The sequence below is a fragment of the Enterovibrio gelatinilyticus genome (assembly GCF_028683095.1).
Taxonomy (GTDB): domain Bacteria; phylum Pseudomonadota; class Gammaproteobacteria; order Enterobacterales; family Vibrionaceae; genus Enterovibrio; species Enterovibrio gelatinilyticus.
This window is the reverse complement of record NZ_JAJUBC010000025.1, coordinates 16,396-38,366: the sequence shown is the minus strand read 5'-3', so window position 1 is coordinate 38,366 and position 21,971 is coordinate 16,396. Positions and strand designations below refer to the sequence as shown.

Genomic DNA, 21,971 nt, shown 5'->3' with positions numbered 1-21,971 from the left:
AGAAACAAGGATAGTATTATGACTCAACAAGACGCCCCTGTTATCGAACTGACCGATATGAACAAATGGTATGGTCAGTTTCACGTACTAAAGAACATTAACCTGAGGGTTTCTAAAGGCGAGAAGATCGTTATCTGTGGCCCTTCTGGTTCAGGAAAGTCCACCATGATCCGTTGCATCAACCGCCTAGAGGAACATCAGCAAGGCACCATTGTTGTTGGTGGTACTGAGTTGACTGACGATCTGAAAAACATTGAATTGGTGAGAAAAGAAGTCGGGATGTGTTTCCAGCATTTCAACCTATTCCCTCACCTCACTGTGTTGGAAAACTGCACCCTAGCGCCAATTTGGGTGAAGAAGATGCCAAAAGACGAAGCAGAAGCGATTGCGATGAAGTTTCTGGAACGCGTAAAAATTCCAGAGCAGGCTGACAAATTCCCAGGTCAGCTTTCTGGTGGTCAGCAACAACGCGTCGCTATTGCTCGTTCTTTGTGCATGAATCCAAACGTGATGCTTTTCGATGAACCAACCTCTGCACTTGACCCAGAGATGGTTCGCGAAGTGTTAGATGTTATGGTTGAACTGGCAGAAGAAGGCATGACCATGTTGTGTGTGACACACGAAATGGGTTTTGCCAAAGAGGTGGCAGATCGTGTTATCTTTATGGATGCGGGTGAAATCATTGAAGAAAATGTCCCAGACGAATTCTTCAACAACCCTCAATCTGACCGTACTCAATTGTTCCTGAGTCAGATTCTTCAGCACTAATCACACACATGACGAATGGATTTTGAGTTAATAACTCATTAACATTTGGTTACATGTTGAAGCAGGCTTAGCCGACGGGATATATTAGTATTCTCAAAGGCTAAGCTGTTTTATTATCAGCAATGCGACAATTGTGACTTGAAAAATTGAGCCAAAGGCGCAATAAATGTCGTATGAGAATATATCTGTACCCCATCGGGAGAAAGCTATGAACGATCGTTTTGTTGCTCGCGAGTACTCGCAAGAGAGCCAGTTAGCAACCAACAAAGTGTTGCGAAACACCTATTTCTTATTGTCACTTACCCTGCTGTGGTCAGCGTTGGTCGCTGGTGTGTCAATGGCGGCGAACATGCCTTACCCTGGCATTATCATCACGCTGGTTGGGTTTTATGGCTTACTTTTCCTCATTGAAAAGAAAAAGAATAGCTCAATGGGTATCGTGCTTACTTTCGCACTTACCGGTTTCATGGGTTACACACTAGGCCCTATCCTCAACATGTACGTGGGCGCAGGTCTTGGCTGGGCAATTGCTCCTGCATTGGGCGGTACAGCACTGACCTTTATGGCGTGTTCAGCTTACGCACTGACAACTAAGCGTGACCTATCGTTCCTAAACGGTATGTTGATGGCAGGCTTTGTTGTGCTAATCGTAGGTGTGATCGCGAACATCTTCCTACAGATGCCAATGCTGTCTGTTGCTATTAGCGGCGTGTTTGTTCTGTTCTCAACAGGCGTAATCCTGCTGACGACTCAGTCAATCATCCGTGGTGGCGAAACGAACTATGTGTCAGCAACTGTTACTCTGTATGTATCGATTTACAACTTGTTCCTGAGCCTGCTGCAATTGCTTGGCATTTTCGGTGGCGACGATTAATCGCGCAACAAACAAGCTAACGTAAACGACAAAAGCTCCTTCGGGAGCTTTTTTGTTTTCTGTTTTGATTTCCGATTTACATTTTCCTGCCATTGCCAAATTGTGATCTTGAAGCCTCTCTCACAAGCCGATATGCTTTGCGCGATCGAAACACGAGGTAATCCATGTTGGAATTAAACGGTAAACACATTGAAACCGATGCACAGGGGTATCTGAAGCATTTCTCTGAATGGGATGCTGCACTTGTACCCATGCTGGCTGAACAAGAAAACATTGAGCTGACTGATGCGCACTGGGAAGTGGTTTACTTTGTTCAAGACTTCTATAAAGAATTCAACACCTCTCCAGCGGTTCGCTTACTGGTGAAATCCATGGAGAAAAAGTACGGCCCAGAAAAAGGCAACAGTCGATACCTTTATAAACTGTTCCCTAAAGGCCCAGCAAAGCAAGCAACCAAACTTGCCGGCCTTCCAAAGCCCGTAAAATGCATTTAACGAAAAGAGGCGCTTAATGCGCCTCTTTTCTTTTTATGGTCTTCCTCGCCGCGCGTCAGCAAAGACCATCACCATCACCATCACCATCACCATCACCACAGTTTCAGCTAACGAATCGAAAAGCCGTCAATCAGCTGCCAGTCAACGCGTTCATGTGTCAAACCTGTCACGTTGGCAGTGGTTGGCCCATGCTCTAACCACGCGAGCAATCTGTTCACATTTGTCTCCTCACCACACATTAGCACTGTCACACTGCCATCATCCTCATTGCGAGCAAAGCCACTCAATGACAACCTCAACCCCTCATGAGCAGTGTGAAATCGAAACCCCACCCCTTGAACCCTTCCGGAAACGGTTGCTATAGCACACATTTGAGACATTGGTCACACCCCTATGATTGGTTATTACCGTATGCAACAGTGTAAAATCTATCTGCCTGAGTGCAGCCTTAATGGTCATTTCGCACATCACGCACTTTCTGTTAGCGCACTCTACAAGGATTTACCCATCATGAAAGAAACGCCGTTTCGTTGGATTGACCAATACCTCATCCGACTCAGTTTGAAAGAGAAATTCATGGTGCTCTACGCATGCCTTTTTTCTCTGACTATCGCCACAGGTGTCATCTTTCACTCAGCGTCATCTGCTCAAATTGCAGATGTTCAAAACAAACATAGCGCAGCACTGAATGCGGTGCTGTCTCACTACGATGTCAGTACTAATGACGCAGCGGATATTCTCGCGTCAGCAGGCGTCGCCGTTAGCCCGTCAAACAGCAACTGGGCCCAATCCTCTGTTACAACCTATTCTGCGAAAGCGACCAGCTTTTGGTCGCACATTAGCATGACCGCTATCACCGTGATGACACTGTTGTTTGTCGTCGGCTTGCTCGCCCTGCACTACGTCTCTAGCTTTATTGGTGGCGCTATGTACACGATGAACTCATCGTTACAACGCATGCTAGACGGCGACCTAACTAGCCGCATGAACTTCTTCCCAGTGAGAGATGAATTCAGCATTATCGCTAACACAGTGGATAGCGTGGCAGATCGCGAGCATAGCCTTGTTAAAGCCATCAAGAACGCTTCAACGTTGATGGGGCAAATCTCTGCGGATTTGACCAATCGCAGCACTGAAAGCCAAAGCCTCTCGACAGAACAACGTTCGTACCTTGACTCTCTTGCAAGCGCAACAGAAGAGATGGCGGGTTCTATTCGTGATGTTGCCACTCACGCGGAAGAAACCTCAGGCGAAATCATGGTCGCGGGTGAAGCTTCTCAGCAAAGCCGCAACCAAGTAAACCAAACCCTGCATGCCATTCAAGCTCTGAGCGCGGAGATTGAAGCAGCGTCAAAAGCGGTATCTTCGCTGGAACAAAACTCCAACGAGATTGGTAGCATGGTTGCAACGATCAGCGCCATTTCCGAGCAAACAAACCTACTCGCCTTGAATGCGGCGATTGAAGCGGCTCGCGCGGGCGAACAAGGCCGTGGTTTCGCGGTTGTTGCCGATGAAGTCCGCACCTTGGCAGGACGCACACAACAAGCGACCGTTGAAATTCAACGCATGATTCAAGATTTGGAAAGCAATACCGCTCACCTACGTGGCGTCATGCAGGGCACGGTTGATAATGCCGCAGCAAGCGAATCACTCATGCACAATATTGACCTAGAAATTGGCAATATTTCTGAGCGCAGCCAGCGTATTACCGACCGCAGCACCGAAATCGCGACAGCCGCGAATCAACAAGGCAGCGTTGCGGGTACAATTTCGTCTGATGTGGAGCGTGTTCGTCAGCAAGCATGGCAAGTCAGTGAGATGATCCAACAGACCGCGAATGACGTGACACACCTGCAAAAGCAATCTAACAGTCTCACTTCACTGGTCGACGGTCTTCGCACCGAATAAAACCAAGAGAAAAACAAAGAAAAAGCAGCCGCAATACCAGCGGCTGTTTGCATTCTTGCCCTTCTTCTCTGACAATACCCACCAATTTATAGGCCGCTGTATGCTATTGCGGCTAGCCAGACTTTAGAATTTTAGGAAAAACCAATGAATCCGTCTGTTTACCTGGTTAAAGGCCGTGAAAAATCACTACGCCGTCGCCACCCATGGATTTTCTCTCGTGGCATTCAACGCGTTGAAGGTAAGCCCTCTCTCGGTCAAACAGTGGATGTCTATGATCATCAAGGCCAATGGCTTGCCCGTGGTGCGTTTTCTCCTAATTCTCAGATCCGTGTTCGCGTGTGGTCGTTCGAGCAAGAAGAAATCGATGTCGCTTTCTTCAAAAAGCGCCTGCAAGAAGCACAAGGTCTTCGCGATGTATTAGCTGCGCGTGATGGTCTTACGGGTTACCGTTTGATCGCGGCTGAGTCCGATGGCCTGCCAGGTATTACCATTGACCGCTATGAAAACTTCATGGTTTGTCAGTTACTCAGTGCCGGTGCTGAAGCGCAAAAACAAAACCTCGTTGATGCCATTGTAGAGCTATACCCTGCGTGCAGCATCTACGAGCGCTCTGACGTGTCTGTTCGTAAGAAAGAAGGCTTAAAAGAGCGTACAGGCGTTCTCCACGGAGACATGCCACCGCCATCATTGGTCATTGAAGAGAACGGTGTAAAAATTAACGTTGATATCACGGGTGGCCACAAAACTGGCTTCTACTTGGATCAACGTGACAGCCGTGAAGCGTCTGTGAAGTACGTGAACGGGAAGCGTGTACTGAACTGTTTCTGCTACACCGGTGGTTTTGGTTTGTATGCCCTTAAAGGCGGCGCGTCTGAAGTTATCAATGTCGACGTTTCGCAGCCTGCACTGGACATTGCAAAAGCTAACGCCGAAATGAACAGCTATGACCTGACAAAAGCACAGTTTGTAAACGCAGATGTATTTAAACTGCTGCGTGAATACCGTGACAGCGGCGAACTGTTTGATGTCGTGATCATGGATCCACCTAAGTTTGCTGAGTCTAAGTCGCAATTGACGGGGGCATGCCGTGGCTATAAAGACATCAACATGCTCGCCATGCAGATACTGAAGCCAGGCGGAACATTACTGACTTACTCTTGCTCAGGCTTGATGGATAACTCTTTGTTCCAAAAAATCATTGCGGATGCCGCTCTAGATGCGCACCGTCAAGTTCAGTTCATTGAACGTTTTGAACAAGCAGCCGACCACCCACTCGATAGCGCCTACCCAGAAGGCTTCTATCTGAAAGGTTTCGCCTGCTACGTTAAATAAATATATAAACACATAAACTTTGGCCCACCCTTTTTTTCGTGGGCCTTTTTAAATCATTTAGGGGAACACGATGAAAAGAACGTATATTCTTGCGTCCTTGCTGTCTGCATTGCTGCCGTTGTCTGCAATGGCGAGCGTTACATTGCATGTTAACGATAACGTAGAGTTGTTGGCCTATAACGGTCAATCACATAAAACAACCATGTTCGGCGGCCAAGATCCTGTGGTTTTGGCGAACGGTACTCAACAAATCGCATTCCGTTTTGTTGAAAGCTTCGAAGAGGGAAAAGATATCTCGTTCGCTAAATCAGATGTGCTGGTTGCAACGTTTAACGCCAACGATGAAGATATCTATTTCGCCTTCCCTAAAATAAAGAACAAGCGTGAGGTTCGTGAATTCAACGAAAACCCAACGTTTCAATTGATCGATGCCTCAGACTCACCTATCGCGTTTGAACAAAACAAGTTGATGAAAAGCGGCTTTCAACTAAGTCGTGACTATGTTGCAGAGCTTTCTCGCTTCAACCAAACCGATGAAAGTGCGTCACTCCAACTCACCGTAGTACCGACTGTGACGCCGTCAACCCCGGCTTCACGTGGTGCCAAGGTAGTGCTCAATGACAGCGCGTCAATTGATGAAGTGGAATACCAATTACATTACTGGTTCCAAAAAGCCAGTCCTGAAACCAAGGCGAAATTTAAAGCCTACGTGAATACGCAATAACATCAAAAAGGCCACCTACTCAGGTGGCCTTCTTACTGCATCTACACGTTCATTTATTTCTATAATTTCTAAGACTACACGCTGAAATCACTCTGATAGCATCCGGCTAATGTCATCAAGACTTGCGGGGTCATCAATGGTTGACGGGACGACGTAACTTTCACCATCTGCGATTTGACGGATAATACGACGCAAGATTTTGCCAGAACGTGTTTTCGGTAATCTATCCACAATGATGGCTCGATTGAAACATGCAACCGGGCCAATTTCATTGCGAACTTTGGCTACAAGCGCTTTTTCAATATCACCATCATGTGAGTGATAACCGTCTTTCAGCACGACCAATCCCAGTGGTAATTGGCCTTTCAATTCATCATATACCCCGACCACCGCACATTCTGCAACCGCATCATGCGCACCGACGATTTCTTCCATCTCACCCGTTGATAGTCGATGACCAGACACATTGATCACGTCGTCGATCCGTCCCATCACAAATAGGTAGCCATCTTCGTCCATGTAGCCACCATCGCCCGACACATAGTAGCCAGAAAACTGCTGTAAATAACCCGATTCAAACCGATCATGATTTCGCCAAACCGTGGACAAACAACTCGGCGGCAAGGGGCGCTTAATGGCGATATACCCTTGCTGGTTCGCGACAACAGGTTCTCCTAGTTCGTTAAGGATCTTCACATTGAACCCCGGCGTCGGCATGGTTGAAGAGCCGGGTTTTGTGGTGAAACCCTCAAGCCCCAACGGATTGCACGATATCGCCCATCCCGTTTCTGTTTGCCACCAGTGATCAATCACGGGGCGGCCTGTGTGCGATTCAACCCATTCCAATGTTGGCGGGTCTAGCCGCTCGCCCGCCATAAAGATACTTCTCAGTGACGCCATCGGATAATCAGCAATCAACTTTCCTTCTGGGTCTTCTTTTTTGATGGCACGAAACGCCGTAGGTGCAGAGAACAACACAGACACATTATATTCATCACACACTCGCCAAAAAGCGCCCGGGTTTGGTGTTTTGACAGGCTTCCCTTCAAACATGATAGTGGTGCAGCCGTGTATCAATGGGGCATAAACAATGTAGGAATGCCCAACCACCCAACCCACATCAGACGCCGCCCAATACACTTCCCCCGGTTCAACGTTGTACACGGTCGACATGCTGTATTTCATCGCGACAGCATGACCACCATTATCTCGAACCACACCCTTAGGCTTTCCAGTCGTCCCTGACGTATAGAGAATGTACAAAGGATCGGTAGAATTGACGGGAACGCAGTCATGCGGCGAGGCGCGTTCAAATAAGGTCGCCCAATCTGCATCACGCTCATGATCAAGCGCAGCGGGTTGTTCAGGTCTTTGGTAAACAACAACAGTGTCTGGCTTCCAGCGGCTATCCATTACCGCTTGATCAACCATTGGTTTGTAAGGAATAACCTTGCACACTTCGATTCCACATGACGCCGTCAGTAAGACTTTCGGCTCGGCATCTTCGAGTCTTACCGCAAGTTCATTGGGCGCAAAGCCACCAAACACAACCGAATGAATCGCCCCAAGTCGTGCGCAGGCCAACATCGAAATCGCAGCCTGCGGGATCATGGGCATGTAAATCACAACGCGATCGCCTTTGGTAACACCCAGTTCTGCCAACATACCTGCACATTTGGCGACTTGGTCACGAAGCACTGAATAGCTGTATTGTGCTTTTTTGCCTGTCACTGGCGAGTCATAGATCAGTGCCGTCTGGTCACCTCGTCCATTTTCGACGTGATAATCCAGCGCCAAATAGGCGGTGTTGAGCTCACCATCAGGAAACCAGCGCTCTATGCCATTCGTATCGTTTTCCAATGCTTTGGTTGGCGGCGTAAACCACTGAATACTTTTTGCTTGTTTCAGCCAGAAATCCTCTGGGCTGGTGACGGACTCTTGATAGGCGTTTAGATAGGCTGACATAGTCATGCTCCTTGCCTCGTGCTGAGGTCTTGCCTTTGTACCCACACCATGACATGCACTGTGCACTAGTGAGGTAAAAAGCTTGGCAGCAAACAGATGTCGTTGCTTACTGCCAAGTAACGGTCGTTTCTCAAGCCTTATGCTGGCTTGTTGTTGAAACACTAATTAATGGTAAACATCTCCATAAAGCGGTTTACCGGCATTTCCATCAAGGCATCTTGATTTAAACAAAGCGCGTAAATACTTTCGGCTTGTGCCGCAGGAAAACGGGTAAGCAGGTTGCGCTTAAATTTCTGCTCAAGCACTGGGATCCCTTCTTCTCGACGACGACGATGCCCAATCGGATATTCCACTTCGACCTTCTCTGTGGACGTTCCATCGTTAAAGAAAATCTGAATGGCATTGGCGATCGAGCGCTTATCCGCGTCCAAATACTCTTCGCTGTATCGCTTGTCTTCAACAATGATCATTTTTTCGCGCAATGCATCAATGCGACTGTCTCCCTGATGGAAGCTGTCTTCATAGTGCTCTGCCACCAAGTCACCATGAATGAGAGGAACGGCAATCATGTATTGCAGGCAATGGTCGCGATCGGCGGGATTCGCCAAGTCACCCACTTTTGAAATAATTCGAATAGCCGATTCATGGGTCGTGACTTCGATGCGTTCAATCTCATCGAGACGATTGACGACTTCTGGATGTAACGTCACGGCACATTCAACGGCGGTTTGTGAATGGAATTCAGCGGGGAACGAAATTTTGAACAAGACGTTTTCCATCACGTACGAATCAAACGCTTGGTTCACGCGAAATGATTCACCTTTGAACAACACATCATAGAAGCCCCATTGCTCCGCCGTTAGCACAGAAGGTTGCCCCATTTCACCTTTCATGGTGATCATGGCCAATCTCACGGCACGAGACGTTGCGTCACCGGCAGCCCAAGACTTACGAGACCCCGCATTCGGCGCATGGCGGTAAGTTCGGAGCGCACAACCATCAACCCATGCTTGCGAGAGCGCATCAATCACTTGGTCGCGACTTCCTCCCAGCATGCGTGTTACAACGGCTGTTGAAGCAACACGAACCAGCAACACGTGGTCAAGTCCAACTCGGTTATAACTATTTTCTAGCGCCAATACGCCTTGGATCTCGTGGGCTTTGATCATCGCCGTCAGCACGGCTTCCATGGTCAGCGCGGGCTTACCTTCTGACACGGCTACGCGACTTAAGTAATCTGCTGTGGCAAGAATGCCGCCAAGGTTGTCTGATGGGTGCCCCCACTCTGCCGCCAACCAGGTGTCGTTAAAATCTAGCCAGCGAATCATGCAGCCAATATTGAATGCGGCTGTGATCGGGTCAAGTTCATGTGAAGTGCCCGGAACACGCGCACCATTTCGAACTGTCGTTCCCGGTACCAGTGGTCCCATATGTTTGGTGCACTCAGGAAAACGTAGCGCCAATAACCCACAGCCTAAGGTGTCCATCAAGCAATTACGCGCCGTGTTGTAGGCTTCCGCTGAGTTAATTTCCGCCTCACACACATAATCAGCAATGGTTTGAAGCAGCGCGTCAGGCTCTGGACGTTGGTTTACATCGACATTCATTGACATGTTTCGGTTCCTTCCCTTAATCAGTTATTGGCGTTTTTCAAGTGGCAACCAGTCTTGATGCTCTGGCCCAACATAATCCGCGCTTGGTCTTATAATTCGGTTGTTTTCACGTTGTTCAAACACATGTGCACACCAGCCCGTAACACGGCTCATCACGAAAATTGGCGTAAATAATTTGGTGGGGATCCCCATAAAGTGGTACGCAGAAGCGTGAAAGAAGTCCGCGTTCGGAAACAAGTCTTTCTCGCGCTTCATCACCTGTTCTACGCGCTCAGAAACGTCATACAACATGGCATCGGGCGACGAGGTGGAAAGCTGCTTTGACCATGCTTTGATCAGCGCGTTACGTGGATCAGACTCTCGATAAATGGCATGCCCAAAACCCATGACTTTTTCTTTGTTCACCAACATCCCCATGAGCGCGGTTTCCGCTTCATCAGGCGACGCCCAATGTTCAATCATATCCATCGCCGCCTCATTCGCACCGCCGTGGAGCGGGCCACGCAACGTACCAATTGCCGCAGTGACGCAAGAATGGATATCAGACAGGGTTGACGCACAAACACGTGCCGCAAAGGTAGAAGCATTGAATTCATGTTCGGCATACAGTACAAGCGAGCAATGCATAACACGCGTATGCAATTCAGTCGGCGTCGCGTCGGAAAGCATATCGAGGAAGTAACCAGCAATGGTGTCCTGCTCACTGGCTGCCGTATCAATGCGAACACCATGATGAGAGAATCGATACCAATAACAAATGATGGCAGGCAGATGCGCAAGAATAGTATCTGCCTTGTCTGATTGCTCAGAGAAGTCGAGTTCAGTGTCCAAGTTGCCCAGCATCGAACAGCCGGTTCGCATAACATCCATGGGGTGTGCATCTGCCGGGATATTTTCAAGCACGACTCGCAACGCTTCTGGCAACCCTCTTTTGGCAACGAGTTCATGCTTGTAGTCGCTTAAAGCCTGAGCGTTAGGCAAATGGCCTTTCAATAACAAAAAGGCGACTTCTTCAAACTCCGCGTGATGGGCGAGATCGGTAATGTCATAACCGCGATAGGTTAAACCCGTACCTGTCTTTCCGACTGTACATAAGGCCGTGCTACCCGCACTCTGCCCGCGTAGACCTTCTCCACCCAACGGCTTGTTCTTGTCCGGCATGTCATGCTCCTTGTCATAGACTAATTCATTGTTTTTATTACTTTCCTTACGTTTCTCGCTCTTTCCAATTGCGTTTCAAATATCGGTACTATTCTTTGTCGGCAAACAGCTTATCGAGTTGCTGTTCGTAGTTGTGATAACCCAGGTAGCCATAGAGCTCCTCTCGCGTCTGCATGGTGTCAACCACATTGCGCTGATGACCGTCGGCTTTCACCTGCTGGTAAACGTTCAACGCTGCTTGGTTCATGGCCCGAAACGCCGAGAGCGGATAAAGCACAAGGTCGACACCCACTTCGTCGAGTTCACTCACTGAAAACAACGGTGTTTGACCAAATTCAGTGATGTTCGCTAACACAGGAACCTTTAGTGCTTGGGTGAACGTTCGGTACTGATCAAGGGTATTAATGGCTTCAGGGAAGATCATGTCTGCACCCGCATCCACACAGGCATGTGCCCGTTCCAACGCAGAATCCATCCCTTCTACTGCCAGTGCATCAGTGCGTGCCATGATGACAAAATTGGGATCGGTTCTCGCATCAACCGCTGCTTTGACCCGATCGACCATTTCAGATTGGCTCACGATGGCCTTATTTGGGCGATGACCACAGCGCTTTTGTGACACTTGGTCTTCAATGTGAACAGCCGCTACGCCTGCACGCTCCATTTCTCTCACGGTTCGAGCAATGCTGAATGCCCCGCCAAACCCCGTATCTATATCCACCAGCAAAGGAAGACTTGATGCATCCGTGATACGGCGAGCATCTTCAAGAACGTCGTTAAGTGTTGTTATTCCCAGATCGGGCAAACCAAATGAGGCATTGGCAACGCCACCCCCTGAAAGGTAAATGGCCTGATGCCCTGTTTGTTCTGCTAACATCGCGGTATACGCATTGATCGTACCCATAACTTGTAAAGGTCTGTTGTTTGCGACGGCTTCTCGAAACGTTTTCCCTGCGCTCATGAGGCTTTCTCCCTGTCTGAATTAAGTTGCTTCGCGGCTAATTCCCCACTTCGGCGAATGTGTCTTCGCATTAACATTTCTGCCAATTCTGCATCTCGTTCTTCAAGTGCATTAAGAATCTGAAGATGTTCATCTAGCGCTCGCTCTGGGCGAGACTGAGTCCGAGTTGATTGGGTACGATACATCCGCACAAGATGATAGAGTTCGTCACATAACAAGCTGATTAATTTATTATTTCTACTCGCTTGAATGATTCGGTAGTGGAAATCGAAATCACCCTGCTGATGGAAATATGTCGCACCATCAACATCATCAATATGTTGCTGGTGACGGTGCAATAAGGTTTTCAATGCCTCAATCTCACTGGCCGAAATGTGCATGCAGGCTTGCCGTATTGCCATGCCTTCCAATGCTTCGCGCACCGCATAAATATCAGACAGTTGTGTCGCACTTATCGCCACCACTCGAGCGCCAACATGCGGTACACGCTCGACCAAACCCATTGACTCTAACCGCATCATGGCTTCACGAAGTGGACCACGACTCACGCCCAACTCTCTTGATAACTCCGGCTCAGAAATTTTGCTTCCTGATGCAAATTTGCCACTGACAATCGCTTCGATAAGCCACTCGGTCATCCCTTCTGATTTGGTGACATCTTTCATTGTGCAATTCCTTAGGTGTCGACAATACGTTTCAATACTCACTCGCATAACTCAATACATTGTCGACAATATTTTGGGTGTGATTAATTATTAGCCATTTTCTGGCGATTTATCAAGCTAGATTGTCGACAATCTATGTTAGACATTGGTCTACCACAATGCATTGATGAGTAAATATTCAACGCACAAAATTCATGAATTTGCTGAATGTTTGTCAGTTGAAACTGTGAATCGCTACCAGAAGCGAGAGGCTTTTTTACCCAGTAACTGACTAGAGATCTAAAACTCACCAAAACCACCGTGTCTCATAAATGCAACTCGTCTACTTTATTTATTACGCGATTTAAGTTGCGTTAATTAACAATAAATCAATAAGTAGTATCAATTTTCGAGGTAATTCCAATGGATGTGTCACGCAAGAGCAAAGGCTTCACGCTGTCGGCAGTCGCCGTCGCGTGTATGTTTGCTTTCAACGCGCAAGCAGCAACCGATTGTTCAAATATTGAAGAATGGAAAGATAGTGTCGCCTACGGCGGAGGCTCTACTGTCCAGCAAGATAACACTGTCTACAAAGCTAACTGGTGGACAATGGGTAACAACCCAAAAACGTCTTCCGGTCAGTACCAAGAGTGGAAAGTCATTGATCAGTGCGATACGGGCGGCCCAGTCGATCCACCATTGAATGAAGCTCCTACCGCCTCGCTAGATGCGCCTACGGCTAGCGACAAAATTACGACAGGTGACAGCGTAACGCTAAGTGCATCTGCAGCAGATACAGACGGCACTGTCGCCAACGTCGAATTCTTCGTTGATGGCATTTCTGTTGGCAAAGACAGCACGGCACCATACTCTGTCGCTTGGACTGCCGCTGAAGGCGCTCACACCATTACCGTTAAGGCAACGGATGATAAAGGTGCAGTGACTGAATCAACGGCTCTCAGCATCACCGTTGAAGCTGGCACGGTTGAACCGGGCAATGAAGCACCGACCGTTTCTGTCTCAGTATCTGCGACTGCTGTTGACCAAGGCGCAGTTGTCACCCTGACGGCAGATGCCGCTGATGCCGATGGCTCAGTTGCAAAAGTTGATTTCTATGCCGCTGGCCAGTTGGTTGGCTCTAAAGCTGCCGCGCCATTCACACTTGATTGGACGGCAAATAAAATCGGCAACGTCGCTGTCTACGCAAAAGCGACGGATAACAAAGGCAAATCAGCGGATTCTGCTTTGATCACCGTTAACGTTACCGGTGTTCCTACCGTGTCTAACTGTCGCCCTGAAGGTTTGTTCCAGACGCCTGGCGTCAACGTTCCTTACTGTACCATTTATGATTCAGAAGGCCGTGAAGACATGGGTGCTGACCACCCTCGTCGTATCATCGGTTACTTCACAAGCTGGCGTTCAGGCGATGACCCACAAGCCGCATACCTTGTTAATGACATTCCTTGGGAAGAGCTAACGCACATCAACTATGCGTTCGTCAGCATCGGTTCTGACGGCAAAGTTAACGTTGGTGATGTTAACGACCCAAGCAACGCCGCTGTCGGTAAAGAGTGGGCGGATGTTGAAATCGATCCAGCACTTGGCTTTAAAGGCCACTTCGGTGCACTTGCCACCTACAAGAAAAAGCACGATGTTAAAACACTGATTTCTATCGGTGGTTGGGCTGAAACAGGTGGTCACTTCGGCAACGATGGCAACCGCGTTGCCGATGGTGGCTTCTACACCATGACAACCAATGCCGACGGTTCTATCAACCACGCTGGCATTCAGAAGTTTGCTGATTCTGCTGTTGAAATGATGCGTAAGTATCAATTCGATGGTCTGGACATCGACTATGAGTACCCAACCTCAATGGCAGGCGCAGGTAACCCATACGACAAAGACTTCATGGAGCCACGTCGTGCTTACCTGTGGGCATCTTATCAAGAGTTGATGCGCGTACTTCGTGAGAAAGTCGACATCGCTTCTGAGCAAGACAGCCAACACTACATGCTGACTATCGCAGCGCCATCTTCTGGTTATCTGCTTCGCGGTATGGAAACCTTTGATGTCACTAAGTACCTCGATTACGTCAACATCATGACGTATGACTTACACGGTGCTTGGAACGATCACGTCGGTCACAACGCCGCGCTGTTTGACACTGGTAAAGACTCTGAGTTGGCAGCATGGAATGTCTATGGCACTAGCCAGTACGGCGGCATCGGCTACCTGAATACTGACTGGGCTTACCACTACTTCCGCGGTTCAATGCCTGCGGGTCGTATCAACATCGGTGTTCCTTACTACACCCGTGGTTGGCAAGGTGTCACAGGCGGTGAAAACGGTCTGTGGGGCAAGGCTGCTCTTCCAAACCAAGCTGAGTGTCAACCAGGCACAGGCGAAGGTGAGAAGAACAACTGTGGTAACGGCGCAATTGGTATCGACAACATGTGGCACGATACCGATCCGAAAGGCTACGAAATGGGCGCAGGTTCTAACCCAATGTGGCACGCGAAGAACCTTGAGAACGGTGTATTCGGTTCTTATGCGTCAGCGTACAAACTTGACCCAGCAAATAACCCACAACACCAACTGAAAGGTAACTACGAGCGTAACTACGATGCAGTTGCTGTAGCACCGTGGTTGTGGAATGCCGAGAAGGGTGTATTCCTGTCTACCGAAGACGAAGCGTCTGTCAGCGTGAAATCTGACTACGTTATCGACAAAGGTATTGGCGGCATTATGTTCTGGGAGCTTGCAGGTGACTATGCGTGTTACCAACTAGATGCTAGTGGCAACCGTACCAACGTTGTCGATGCAACCGAGAACGCATGTAAGACTGGCAATGGTGAATACCACATGGGTAACACCATGACCAAAGCCATCTACGACAAGTTTGCTGCTGCAACACCTTATGGTAACAAACTGTCTGACACGGCAATGCCGTTAGAAGCTGTGGACATCACTGTTTCGGTCGGTGGCTTCAAAGTGGGTGACCAGAACTACCCTATCAACCCTAAAATCACCTTCACCAACAACACTGGTACTGATCTGCCGGGCGGAACGGAATTCCAATTCGATATTCCAACGTCAGCTCCGGACAACGCAAAAGATCAATCTGGTGGCGGTCTGAAAGTGATTGCTTCGGGTCACACCAAGTCAAACAACATTGGTGGTCTTGAGGGTAACATGCACCGTGCAGCATTCTCATTGCCAGCATGGAAATCACTGCCAGCAGGCGCGAGCTACGAATTGGATATGGTTTACTACCTGCCAATCTCTGGCCCAGCAAACTACACCGTGAACGTTAATGGTGTTGATTATGCATTCGCGTTTGAATACAGCGATCTTCCTTTGGCTGACCTGACAACAGGCGGTTCAAACGGCGGTGGCAACGGTGGCGATACGGGTACTTGTGACACAGCAGGTCTCGTGGTTTACCCGAACCTACCTCAAACTGACTGGCAGGGTAATCCAAGCCATGCCAGCGCAGGCGACAAAGTCGTAAATGATGGCAAGGTATACCAAGCCAACTGGTGGACTGCATCTGTACCTGGAAGTGACGGTAGCTGGTCTAAAGTGTGTGGCTAATCGCCTCTTAGCACTATGACTAACCCGTAAACTCCATAAAGCCGGCTAATCAGCCGGCTTTCTTTTTTTAGTAATCAAATGCCAGCCTGAAGCCTCACTATCGGCATTCCAATAAAACGAGGCGTCCCATCCGGTTTTCTAATCTTGCTTTCGTATTTTGTTTTCTCGTTCTACTTAAGTGAGTTGAATCTTTAACTGAACGAAAATTCATACAATCGCGCTGCTCTTTTATGCTGTTGCGGCGTATCATAGGCACAGATTTTCTAGCAACATTGTGTTGTTTCTTCTTTCTTCTTTTCGTGAAGGTTCCATGATTTATAAACTTTTTGAACGGGTAACCGCCGCGTTCCCTCAGTCCCAAACGGAACAACCTCCTAATGGGTTGCTGGCGTTTTGCCGTCATTACACCAAGGGGTTTGAGCGTCCACTCGTCGCCATGTCACTACTGACCGCATTAATTGCGGTAGCGGAAGTTTCTCTGTTTGGTTTTATGGGGCAAATGGTTGATTGGCTGACCAGTCAAAATCCAGACACCTTTTTAGAGCAAGAAGGTTCAACCCTAATTGGCATGGGCTTGCTCGTCCTAATCGGTATGCCTTTGCTGGTGACGGTACACTCTCTCGTGTTGCACCAATCTCTGCTCGGTAACTACCCGATGTCGATTCGCTGGTTGGCGCACCGTTACTTGCTAAAGCAAAGCATCAGTTTTTACCAAAACGATTTTGCAGGACGCATCGCCACCAAAGTCATGCAAACCGCGCTTTCCATTCGCGAAACCGTCATGAAGTTGCTGGATGTGGCGGTTTACATCAGCGTTTACTTCACCGCGATGTTAGTCATGGTTGGGCAAGCAGACATTCGCCTGATGATCCCTCTTCTGATTTGGTTACTGGCTTATATTGGCATTCAAATATACTTCGTTCCCCGCCTAAAGGCGGTGTCGACAGAGCAAGCTGACGCCCGTTCACTCATGACAGGGCGCATTGTGGACAGCTACACCAACATCGCGACAGTGAAGCTCTTCTCACACACTGACCGCGAAACAGAATACGCAGAAGAAGGGATGAACACCTTCCTTGATACTGTGTATCGCCAAATGCGATTGGCTACGGGCTTTAATATCGCGGTAGAAATCATCAACTACATCTTGGTGTTTTCTATTGCTGCTATCTCTATTTGGCTGTGGTTGGATTCTGCGATTAGCGTTGGCGCTATTGCCATTGCTGTTAGTTTGGCCCTTCGCATTAACGGCATGTCTAAATGGATCATGTGGGAGATCGGGTCACTGTTTGAAAACATCGGTACTGTGGTTGATGGCATGACAACCTTGTCCAAGCCCGTTGAAGTGAGCGACAAAGCAAATGCTCCCGCTTTGGATGTGCCAAAAGGTGAAATTTCATTCGACGATGTGCGCTTTCACTATGGCGAAGGCAAAGGCGTGATTGAAAAGCTAAACCTCAACATTAAGCCGGGTGAAAAAGTCGGATTAGTCGGACGCTCAGGCGCGGGGAAATCTACGCTTGTTAACCTTCTGATGCGATTCCATGATGTTGAAGGCGGCCAAATCCGTATTGATGGACAGAACATTTCAGCGGTAACGCAAGACTCGCTTCGCGCCAACATTGGCATGGTGACGCAAGACACGTCGTTGTTACATCGCTCGATCCGCGAGAACATTCTGTATGGCAACCCAGATGCTGGTGAAGAGGCAATGCTTGAAGCCAGCCAACGCGCGCAAGCACACCAATTCATTGAAAACCTCTCTGACCCTCATGGCAACACCGGTTACGACTCTCAAGTGGGAGAACGTGGCGTCAAATTGTCAGGTGGACAACGTCAACGTGTCGCCATTTCTCGCGTGTTGCTAAAAGATGCACCGATTCTTATTTTGGATGAAGCCACCTCCGCACTGGACTCAGAAGTGGAAGCCGCCATTCAAGAAAGCTTGTATCAGCTAATGGAAGGGAAAACCGTGATTGCCATTGCTCACCGCTTATCAACGATTGCAGCAATGGATCGCTTGATCGTGCTGGATAACGGCGAGATAGCAGAAGAAGGTACACACCAAGAATTGATTGCTAGCGGCGGCATTTATGCACAATTATGGCAGCATCAAACAGGCGGTTTCATCGGAGACTAACCGCAACATGACTCTTTCGTAATACCATAAAAACAGGCGCTTTCTGCGCCTGTTTTATTATCTGCCCACTCCTGTTTCGCATTTATAAGACACATCTCCTACCCTTATCAGTGAGCAAACTGATTAAAGGAAGGACTCATGTCATTGACCAGATTCACCGTAAAATCTACGTTTATCGCCCTACTTGCGTTCGGTCTAACCGCATGCACAGATTACGATCCCATTCCTGTTAGCCAATGCAGTAAAGTAGTCAGCCATGCTCAGAAAGTACTAGGGGCCATGGCACCTTCTGCCAGTGAATTGATGGGCCAATGTAAGTCAGCCACCGATAGTGAGCGAGGCTGTGTGATCGCAGCAACCAAAAAAGGGCAACTTGCTCAGTGCCTCTAGCAACAAAAGATATCGTATAATGGCCCCGTTTTTATAGCGGGAGCCATTTATGCAACGTTCCACCCTCGTCGGCTTGAAAGTCGGCTTAATCGCCCTTCTCATCTTTATCGCCATGATAGGCACAAGCACTAACGCACCTGCGACAGAGTGGCTAAAAGAAGCGTTCCTCGGTATTAGCTTTACGTTTGCTTTTGGGTTAGGTGCTCCTGAAGCATTGGCCTACGTGCTAACAAGTGTGATCTTTGTTGCGATTTTCTGCGCAGGATACTTTGTTGGTAAGAAGGCATCCGCAAAGCTAGATAAGTAAACACGTCATCAATGGAACACCTTGCCATTCTCTAAGCGTTTAGAATGTAAAGTGGAAGTCGCCTCAGTCAAAATAGGGATCAACATAATGTCAGATTTAAGCAGCCAAAAAGTCAGTTGTTTATGTGGGGAAGTGAGGATTGAAGCCACGGAGATAAATCCCAAGTTTACTGTCTGTCATTGTGAAACATGCAGAACGTGGGGAGGTGGTCCGTTGTTTGCTGTTGAATGCGGAACGGATGTTAAGTTTGAAGGTGTGGAGTCGATTAAAGAGTACAAATCTTCACCTTGGGCAACCAGAGGGTTTTGTCATCATTGTGGCACTCATTTATTTTATCGTTTGAATAGTACTGGCGGCTATAACATGCCTATCGGTTTATTTCCTTTTTTAGAAAAACCCGTGATGACAATGCAGTATTTCAGCGACCAACGCCCTCATTACTATTGTTTTTCTAACGAAACCAAAGAAATGACCAAAGCTGAAATTGAAGCGTATTTCGGCACCTTGAACTAGATAAAACATCGTGACAACAATGGCAGGTTGACACATAGGGGCTATCTAGCCCCTTTATTGTCTTCGAATTATATTTTTTCGACTAATTTTTGCAGTAAACGAATCATCTCTTCGCGTTCCTCAAGGTCTAACGTTCTGAGAAGCTGTTGATTGACGTTGGCAGGAATCGGCAACAGTTCATGCTCTAGCGCTCTACCTTTATCCGTAAGATAAATGCGAAATGAACGGCGACTATTTGGATCAGCTTGACGTTCTACCAATCCAAGCGCTTCTAGCTTGTCCAACGTCCTCGTCGTCGTCGAGTTTTCGACTTTAGATTTGGCGGCAATATCACGCTGAGTCACGCCTTCTTCTTCCCACAAACACATCAGGGTGGGCCATAAAGCGACGGTTAAACCATGCTTCTTTAGCTCATTATCAAAGGTCTTTGAAGCGTCGTTTGCTACAACATTGATTAACCAACCAAAACTACGCTGTCTATCAAATTCGATTTCCATTTCAGACTCACTCACACTCATGCTAACGCAACTATTCCCATAGTAACTGATGTCGCCAATCCTAACACTAACAATGCTCGCCATTGAGAAACAAAAATCACGGCTTGTGCTGAGCTTAGTGGTTTCTGCTTCCCTGTCACCATCGCCCAAGTGAGTGGCTTTGAACGAAACTTGTAAATCAAAATGGCACCAACATGAACAAAAACCAACGCAGGCAATATATAAGCAAGTTGTAGATGCACCATTTCCAACCAGTAAAAGACCGTATCGGTCAACAGCACGTCTGCATGCGGCAAGGCATCAAAAAATCCAGCCAATGCTAGCCCAGAGATACACTGCAAAAATAGCGCAAGAACCAAACTTATCACCATCCAGCCACCACTGGGGTTGTGCCCCGGCTGACTCTTCTCTCTTCCTCTTAGGTAGTTGAAAACATGTTTGGGTGAATGCAGAAACTGTTTGAAGCGACTGGTTTCACTCCCTACAAATCCCCATGCCATACGCCAAATGATCAACGTCATGATCGCCAAGCCCAATTGTACGTGGGGGCCATTACCTGAAAAGCCCGAAAACATTAACACCATAAATAACAGCGCTTGAGCCCAATGGTATAGACGCGTTGATAAATCCCAAACTTTCATTTTTCTGCTCTCAATTTTCTGCTCTCAATAGGGTTAGCTCGAATTCATAAATCCAAATTTACACCACAACCATTGCATACGCAATAATTGCAGTGTAAATTCACCCTCATTGAATACCTACCCTGACCCAACATGAGAACAGCACCCATGAAACAACTGATTATCAGCCTTATCTGCTTTGTCCCATTACTCGTTAACGCACAAGACTACTCACATCAAATCGAAGCACGGCAGCAAGCATTCGCCGACATAGGATCGCTTTCAGACAAGGCAGATCAACTCATAGAAGGCGCTAACACAGATTGGGCGGCGTTGGAATCAACCAGTGCTGAACTCAAAGAACACAGCCAATCTTTATTTGCGCTGTTTCCTTCTGGAAGCCAAGTAGGAAGCAAAGCGCAAGAAAGCGTGTGGAGTAAGCCAGAAAAATTCAATCAGTTGTTAAGTGAAATGGACGAAGGGTTTCAAGCGCTTTATCAATCAGCTAAACAGCAGAATGCGAATGGTGCTGAAAATGGCTTAGAAGCAGCACAAAGCACATGCAGAGGATGTCACCGTACTTATAGAGCGCGCTGGTAACGTTTCATCTTTGGCTCAGCATCTCAGACCCTTAGTGTGGTGTTGCTTAGGTGTTGAGCGAACGATGCATACACCTTCCTTGATAGCACCTTTGATAGCACCTTTCACCCAATAGCCGTTGAGGCCGACGCTTGAAAGGGGTTGTACCCAAAATCACCCATAGGGATCCTGTCTTCAATGTCTTTTGAGATAGCATTTTGGTATAAATCGCTCATAATCTTGCTACAAACACTCGAAGAAAAATTATCTATGACTGATTTTCAATATTATTTTCATGAACTCCCTTGTTTTAGATGTAAAAAAACCGCAGTAAGCACTGATCTTGGTTGGTTAACCGCCGCGATGAAAGATGATGTTGTCGCGCAAATGGCTGCGATTATCAAGCAAAGCAACGATGAATCAGATCTTTCGGTGAACGTGACTTGTACTAAAGACGAAGCGCGTGATTACTTATTACTGAATTTCTACGGTTACTCAGAAGAAGAACTCGCGAATCCAGTTAAAGTGGAAGATGAGCAAGAAGTGGCGGATGAAATCGCTGAGCTGCTGGCAGAAGGTGCCGATGTAGCCGTCTTTGAACATGAAATCACACTACAAAGTTGTACTGATTGCGACATGGGTTAAGCGTCAAACCACGCGTAATCACCAAGCTTAAACATGTTCATCATGCATAACTTGATGGTCTAATTAAGGCGTTATCAAACTAGGATTGATAACGCCTTTTTGGTTCTACCGTGTTTAGTTTCGCGCCATTCGTGAGGGGAAATCATTGATTTCCCCTGTCACCAAAATCTTCGCAAGCATCGCGTTAACGGTTAGAACGAGCGCAAAAACCACAATCTGCGCAGTGATAGTTTGTAACAGAC

At 47.7% G+C, this 21,971-nt stretch carries 21 protein-coding genes; 13 read left to right on the top strand and 8 right to left on the bottom strand.

Translation table 11 applies throughout. The features are described from left to right. Window positions 1–18: 18 nt before the first annotated feature. The 3 genes from LRP50_RS18645 to LRP50_RS18635 all read left to right on the top strand — a co-directional run bounded on the left by LRP50_RS18645 (window position 19) and on the right by LRP50_RS18635 (window position 2,136). Complete coding sequence (locus tag LRP50_RS18645; RefSeq protein WP_274165961.1) at window positions 19–768, top strand: amino acid ABC transporter ATP-binding protein; 750 nt, start codon at window positions 19–21, stop codon at window positions 766–768. Window positions 769–976: 208 nt separating this feature from the next. Continuing rightward, complete coding sequence (locus LRP50_RS18640) at window positions 977–1,642, top strand: Bax inhibitor-1/YccA family protein (protein WP_274165960.1); 666 nt, start codon at window positions 977–979, stop codon at window positions 1,640–1,642. A gap of 164 nt (window positions 1,643–1,806) precedes the next feature. After that, complete coding sequence (locus LRP50_RS18635) at window positions 1,807–2,136, top strand: TusE/DsrC/DsvC family sulfur relay protein (protein ID WP_274165959.1); 330 nt, start codon at window positions 1,807–1,809, stop codon at window positions 2,134–2,136. A 107-nt stretch (window positions 2,137–2,243) separates the two neighbouring features. On the opposite strand, the gene yccX is transcribed toward LRP50_RS18635, so the two are convergent. After that, window positions 2,244–2,516, bottom strand: a complete 273-nt coding sequence (gene yccX, locus LRP50_RS18630; RefSeq protein ID WP_274165958.1) for an acylphosphatase — start codon at window positions 2,514–2,516, stop codon at window positions 2,244–2,246. A 130-nt stretch (window positions 2,517–2,646) separates the two neighbouring features. On the opposite strand from yccX, the gene LRP50_RS18625 reads away from it, so the two are divergent. The 3 genes from LRP50_RS18625 to LRP50_RS18615 all read left to right on the top strand — a co-directional run bounded on the left by LRP50_RS18625 (window position 2,647) and on the right by LRP50_RS18615 (window position 6,100). Then, window positions 2,647–4,044: a methyl-accepting chemotaxis protein gene (locus tag LRP50_RS18625; protein ID WP_274166002.1), complete on the top strand. Its 1,398-nt coding sequence runs from the start codon at window positions 2,647–2,649 to the stop codon at window positions 4,042–4,044. Window positions 4,045–4,188: 144 nt separating this feature from the next. Beyond that, window positions 4,189–5,376 carry a class I SAM-dependent methyltransferase gene (locus LRP50_RS18620; RefSeq protein WP_274165957.1) on the top strand — a complete coding sequence of 396 codons (1,188 nt, stop codon included), beginning with the start codon at window positions 4,189–4,191 and terminating at the stop codon, window positions 5,374–5,376. Window positions 5,377–5,446: 70 nt separating this feature from the next. Then, window positions 5,447–6,100, top strand: coding sequence for a YccT family protein (locus LRP50_RS18615; protein WP_274165956.1), 654 nt, complete (start codon window positions 5,447–5,449; stop codon window positions 6,098–6,100). Window positions 6,101–6,187: 87 nt separating this feature from the next. Here the strand turns inward: LRP50_RS18615 and LRP50_RS18610 are convergent, their stop codons facing one another. From LRP50_RS18610 to LRP50_RS18590, 5 genes are all read right to left on the bottom strand, one after another. Continuing rightward, window positions 6,188–8,071 carry a propionyl-CoA synthetase gene (locus LRP50_RS18610; protein WP_274165955.1) on the bottom strand — a complete coding sequence of 628 codons (1,884 nt, stop codon included), beginning with the start codon at window positions 8,069–8,071 and terminating at the stop codon, window positions 6,188–6,190. A gap of 155 nt (window positions 8,072–8,226) precedes the next feature. Then, complete coding sequence (locus LRP50_RS18605; protein ID WP_274165954.1) at window positions 8,227–9,678, bottom strand: bifunctional 2-methylcitrate dehydratase/aconitate hydratase; 1,452 nt, start codon at window positions 9,676–9,678, stop codon at window positions 8,227–8,229. 24 nt (window positions 9,679–9,702) lie between these two features. Further along, window positions 9,703–10,839, bottom strand: a complete 1,137-nt coding sequence (prpC, locus tag LRP50_RS18600; protein ID WP_274165953.1) for a bifunctional 2-methylcitrate synthase/citrate synthase — start codon at window positions 10,837–10,839, stop codon at window positions 9,703–9,705. A gap of 88 nt (window positions 10,840–10,927) precedes the next feature. Continuing rightward, complete coding sequence (gene prpB, locus LRP50_RS18595) at window positions 10,928–11,800, bottom strand: methylisocitrate lyase (RefSeq protein WP_274165952.1); 873 nt, start codon at window positions 11,798–11,800, stop codon at window positions 10,928–10,930. Next, the gene (locus LRP50_RS18590) at window positions 11,797–12,465 is read right to left on the bottom strand and encodes a GntR family transcriptional regulator (protein ID WP_274165951.1); all 669 of its coding nucleotides are present in this window, start codon (window positions 12,463–12,465) and stop codon (window positions 11,797–11,799) included. The genes prpB and LRP50_RS18590 overlap by 4 nt, the downstream gene beginning before the upstream one ends. Window positions 12,466–12,867: 402 nt before the next feature. On the opposite strand from LRP50_RS18590, the gene LRP50_RS18585 reads away from it, so the two are divergent. The 5 genes from LRP50_RS18585 to LRP50_RS18565 all read left to right on the top strand — a co-directional run bounded on the left by LRP50_RS18585 (window position 12,868) and on the right by LRP50_RS18565 (window position 19,388). Next, window positions 12,868–16,038 carry a chitinase C-terminal domain-containing protein gene (locus tag LRP50_RS18585; RefSeq protein ID WP_420791239.1) on the top strand — a complete coding sequence of 1,057 codons (3,171 nt, stop codon included), beginning with the start codon at window positions 12,868–12,870 and terminating at the stop codon, window positions 16,036–16,038. A gap of 310 nt (window positions 16,039–16,348) precedes the next feature. Then, window positions 16,349–18,178 carry an ABC transporter ATP-binding protein gene (locus tag LRP50_RS18580; protein WP_274165950.1) on the top strand — a complete coding sequence of 610 codons (1,830 nt, stop codon included), beginning with the start codon at window positions 16,349–16,351 and terminating at the stop codon, window positions 18,176–18,178. A gap of 138 nt (window positions 18,179–18,316) precedes the next feature. Continuing rightward, window positions 18,317–18,568 (top strand): hypothetical protein, encoded by a 252-nt coding sequence (locus tag LRP50_RS18575; protein ID WP_274165949.1) that lies wholly within the window; start codon window positions 18,317–18,319, stop codon window positions 18,566–18,568. Window positions 18,569–18,617: 49 nt separating this feature from the next. Continuing rightward, window positions 18,618–18,875 (top strand): hypothetical protein, encoded by a 258-nt coding sequence (locus LRP50_RS18570; RefSeq protein ID WP_274165948.1) that lies wholly within the window; start codon window positions 18,618–18,620, stop codon window positions 18,873–18,875. Between the two features lie 87 nt (window positions 18,876–18,962). Continuing rightward, window positions 18,963–19,388 (top strand): GFA family protein, encoded by a 426-nt coding sequence (locus tag LRP50_RS18565; RefSeq protein ID WP_274165947.1) that lies wholly within the window; start codon window positions 18,963–18,965, stop codon window positions 19,386–19,388. A gap of 68 nt (window positions 19,389–19,456) precedes the next feature. Here the strand turns inward: LRP50_RS18565 and LRP50_RS18560 are convergent, their stop codons facing one another. Together LRP50_RS18560 and LRP50_RS18555 are read right to left on the bottom strand one after the other, a co-directional pair. Next, a complete protein-coding gene (locus LRP50_RS18560; RefSeq protein ID WP_274165946.1) occupies window positions 19,457–19,885 on the bottom strand; it encodes a MarR family winged helix-turn-helix transcriptional regulator in 429 nt (142 codons plus the stop codon). A 17-nt stretch (window positions 19,886–19,902) separates the two neighbouring features. Continuing rightward, entirely contained in the window at window positions 19,903–20,526 is a 624-nt protein-coding gene (locus LRP50_RS18555; protein ID WP_274165945.1) for a cytochrome b/b6 domain-containing protein, read from the bottom strand. Window positions 20,527–20,673: 147 nt separating this feature from the next. On the opposite strand from LRP50_RS18555, the gene LRP50_RS18550 reads away from it, so the two are divergent. Beyond that, complete coding sequence (locus LRP50_RS18550) at window positions 20,674–21,105, top strand: c-type cytochrome (protein WP_274165944.1); 432 nt, start codon at window positions 20,674–20,676, stop codon at window positions 21,103–21,105. A gap of 249 nt (window positions 21,106–21,354) precedes the next feature. Next, window positions 21,355–21,729: a hypothetical protein gene (locus LRP50_RS18545; protein ID WP_274165943.1), complete on the top strand. Its 375-nt coding sequence runs from the start codon at window positions 21,355–21,357 to the stop codon at window positions 21,727–21,729. Window positions 21,730–21,971 lie beyond the last annotated feature (242 nt).

What these genes read in the sequence shown, in the direction of transcription:
- LRP50_RS18590 (WP_274165951.1), bottom strand. Translation starts at nt 12,465, where the DNA reads ATGAAAGATGTCACCAAATCAGAAGGGATGACCGAGTGGCTTATCGAA.
- LRP50_RS18645 (WP_274165961.1), top strand. Translation starts at nt 19, where the DNA reads ATGACTCAACAAGACGCCCCTGTTATCGAACTGACCGATATGAACAAA.
- LRP50_RS18585 (WP_420791239.1), top strand. Translation starts at nt 12,868, where the DNA reads ATGGATGTGTCACGCAAGAGCAAAGGCTTCACGCTGTCGGCAGTCGCC.
- prpB (WP_274165952.1), bottom strand. Translation starts at nt 11,800, where the DNA reads ATGAGCGCAGGGAAAACGTTTCGAGAAGCCGTCGCAAACAACAGACCT.
- LRP50_RS18605 (WP_274165954.1), bottom strand. Translation starts at nt 9,678, where the DNA reads ATGTCAATGAATGTCGATGTAAACCAACGTCCAGAGCCTGACGCGCTG.
- LRP50_RS18640 (WP_274165960.1), top strand. Translation starts at nt 977, where the DNA reads ATGAACGATCGTTTTGTTGCTCGCGAGTACTCGCAAGAGAGCCAGTTA.
- LRP50_RS18550 (WP_274165944.1), top strand. Translation starts at nt 20,674, where the DNA reads ATGAAACAACTGATTATCAGCCTTATCTGCTTTGTCCCATTACTCGTT.
- LRP50_RS18545 (WP_274165943.1), top strand. Translation starts at nt 21,355, where the DNA reads ATGACTGATTTTCAATATTATTTTCATGAACTCCCTTGTTTTAGATGT.
- yccX (WP_274165958.1), bottom strand. Translation starts at nt 2,516, where the DNA reads ATGTCTCAAATGTGTGCTATAGCAACCGTTTCCGGAAGGGTTCAAGGG.
- LRP50_RS18615 (WP_274165956.1), top strand. Translation starts at nt 5,447, where the DNA reads ATGAAAAGAACGTATATTCTTGCGTCCTTGCTGTCTGCATTGCTGCCG.
- LRP50_RS18610 (WP_274165955.1), bottom strand. Translation starts at nt 8,071, where the DNA reads ATGACTATGTCAGCCTATCTAAACGCCTATCAAGAGTCCGTCACCAGC.
- LRP50_RS18570 (WP_274165948.1), top strand. Translation starts at nt 18,618, where the DNA reads ATGCAACGTTCCACCCTCGTCGGCTTGAAAGTCGGCTTAATCGCCCTT.
- LRP50_RS18625 (WP_274166002.1), top strand. Translation starts at nt 2,647, where the DNA reads ATGAAAGAAACGCCGTTTCGTTGGATTGACCAATACCTCATCCGACTC.
- LRP50_RS18580 (WP_274165950.1), top strand. Translation starts at nt 16,349, where the DNA reads ATGATTTATAAACTTTTTGAACGGGTAACCGCCGCGTTCCCTCAGTCC.
- prpC (WP_274165953.1), bottom strand. Translation starts at nt 10,839, where the DNA reads ATGCCGGACAAGAACAAGCCGTTGGGTGGAGAAGGTCTACGCGGGCAG.
- LRP50_RS18575 (WP_274165949.1), top strand. Translation starts at nt 18,317, where the DNA reads ATGTCATTGACCAGATTCACCGTAAAATCTACGTTTATCGCCCTACTT.
- LRP50_RS18560 (WP_274165946.1), bottom strand. Translation starts at nt 19,885, where the DNA reads ATGGAAATCGAATTTGATAGACAGCGTAGTTTTGGTTGGTTAATCAAT.
- LRP50_RS18635 (WP_274165959.1), top strand. Translation starts at nt 1,807, where the DNA reads ATGTTGGAATTAAACGGTAAACACATTGAAACCGATGCACAGGGGTAT.
- LRP50_RS18555 (WP_274165945.1), bottom strand. Translation starts at nt 20,526, where the DNA reads ATGAAAGTTTGGGATTTATCAACGCGTCTATACCATTGGGCTCAAGCG.
- LRP50_RS18620 (WP_274165957.1), top strand. Translation starts at nt 4,189, where the DNA reads ATGAATCCGTCTGTTTACCTGGTTAAAGGCCGTGAAAAATCACTACGC.
- LRP50_RS18565 (WP_274165947.1), top strand. Translation starts at nt 18,963, where the DNA reads ATGTCAGATTTAAGCAGCCAAAAAGTCAGTTGTTTATGTGGGGAAGTG.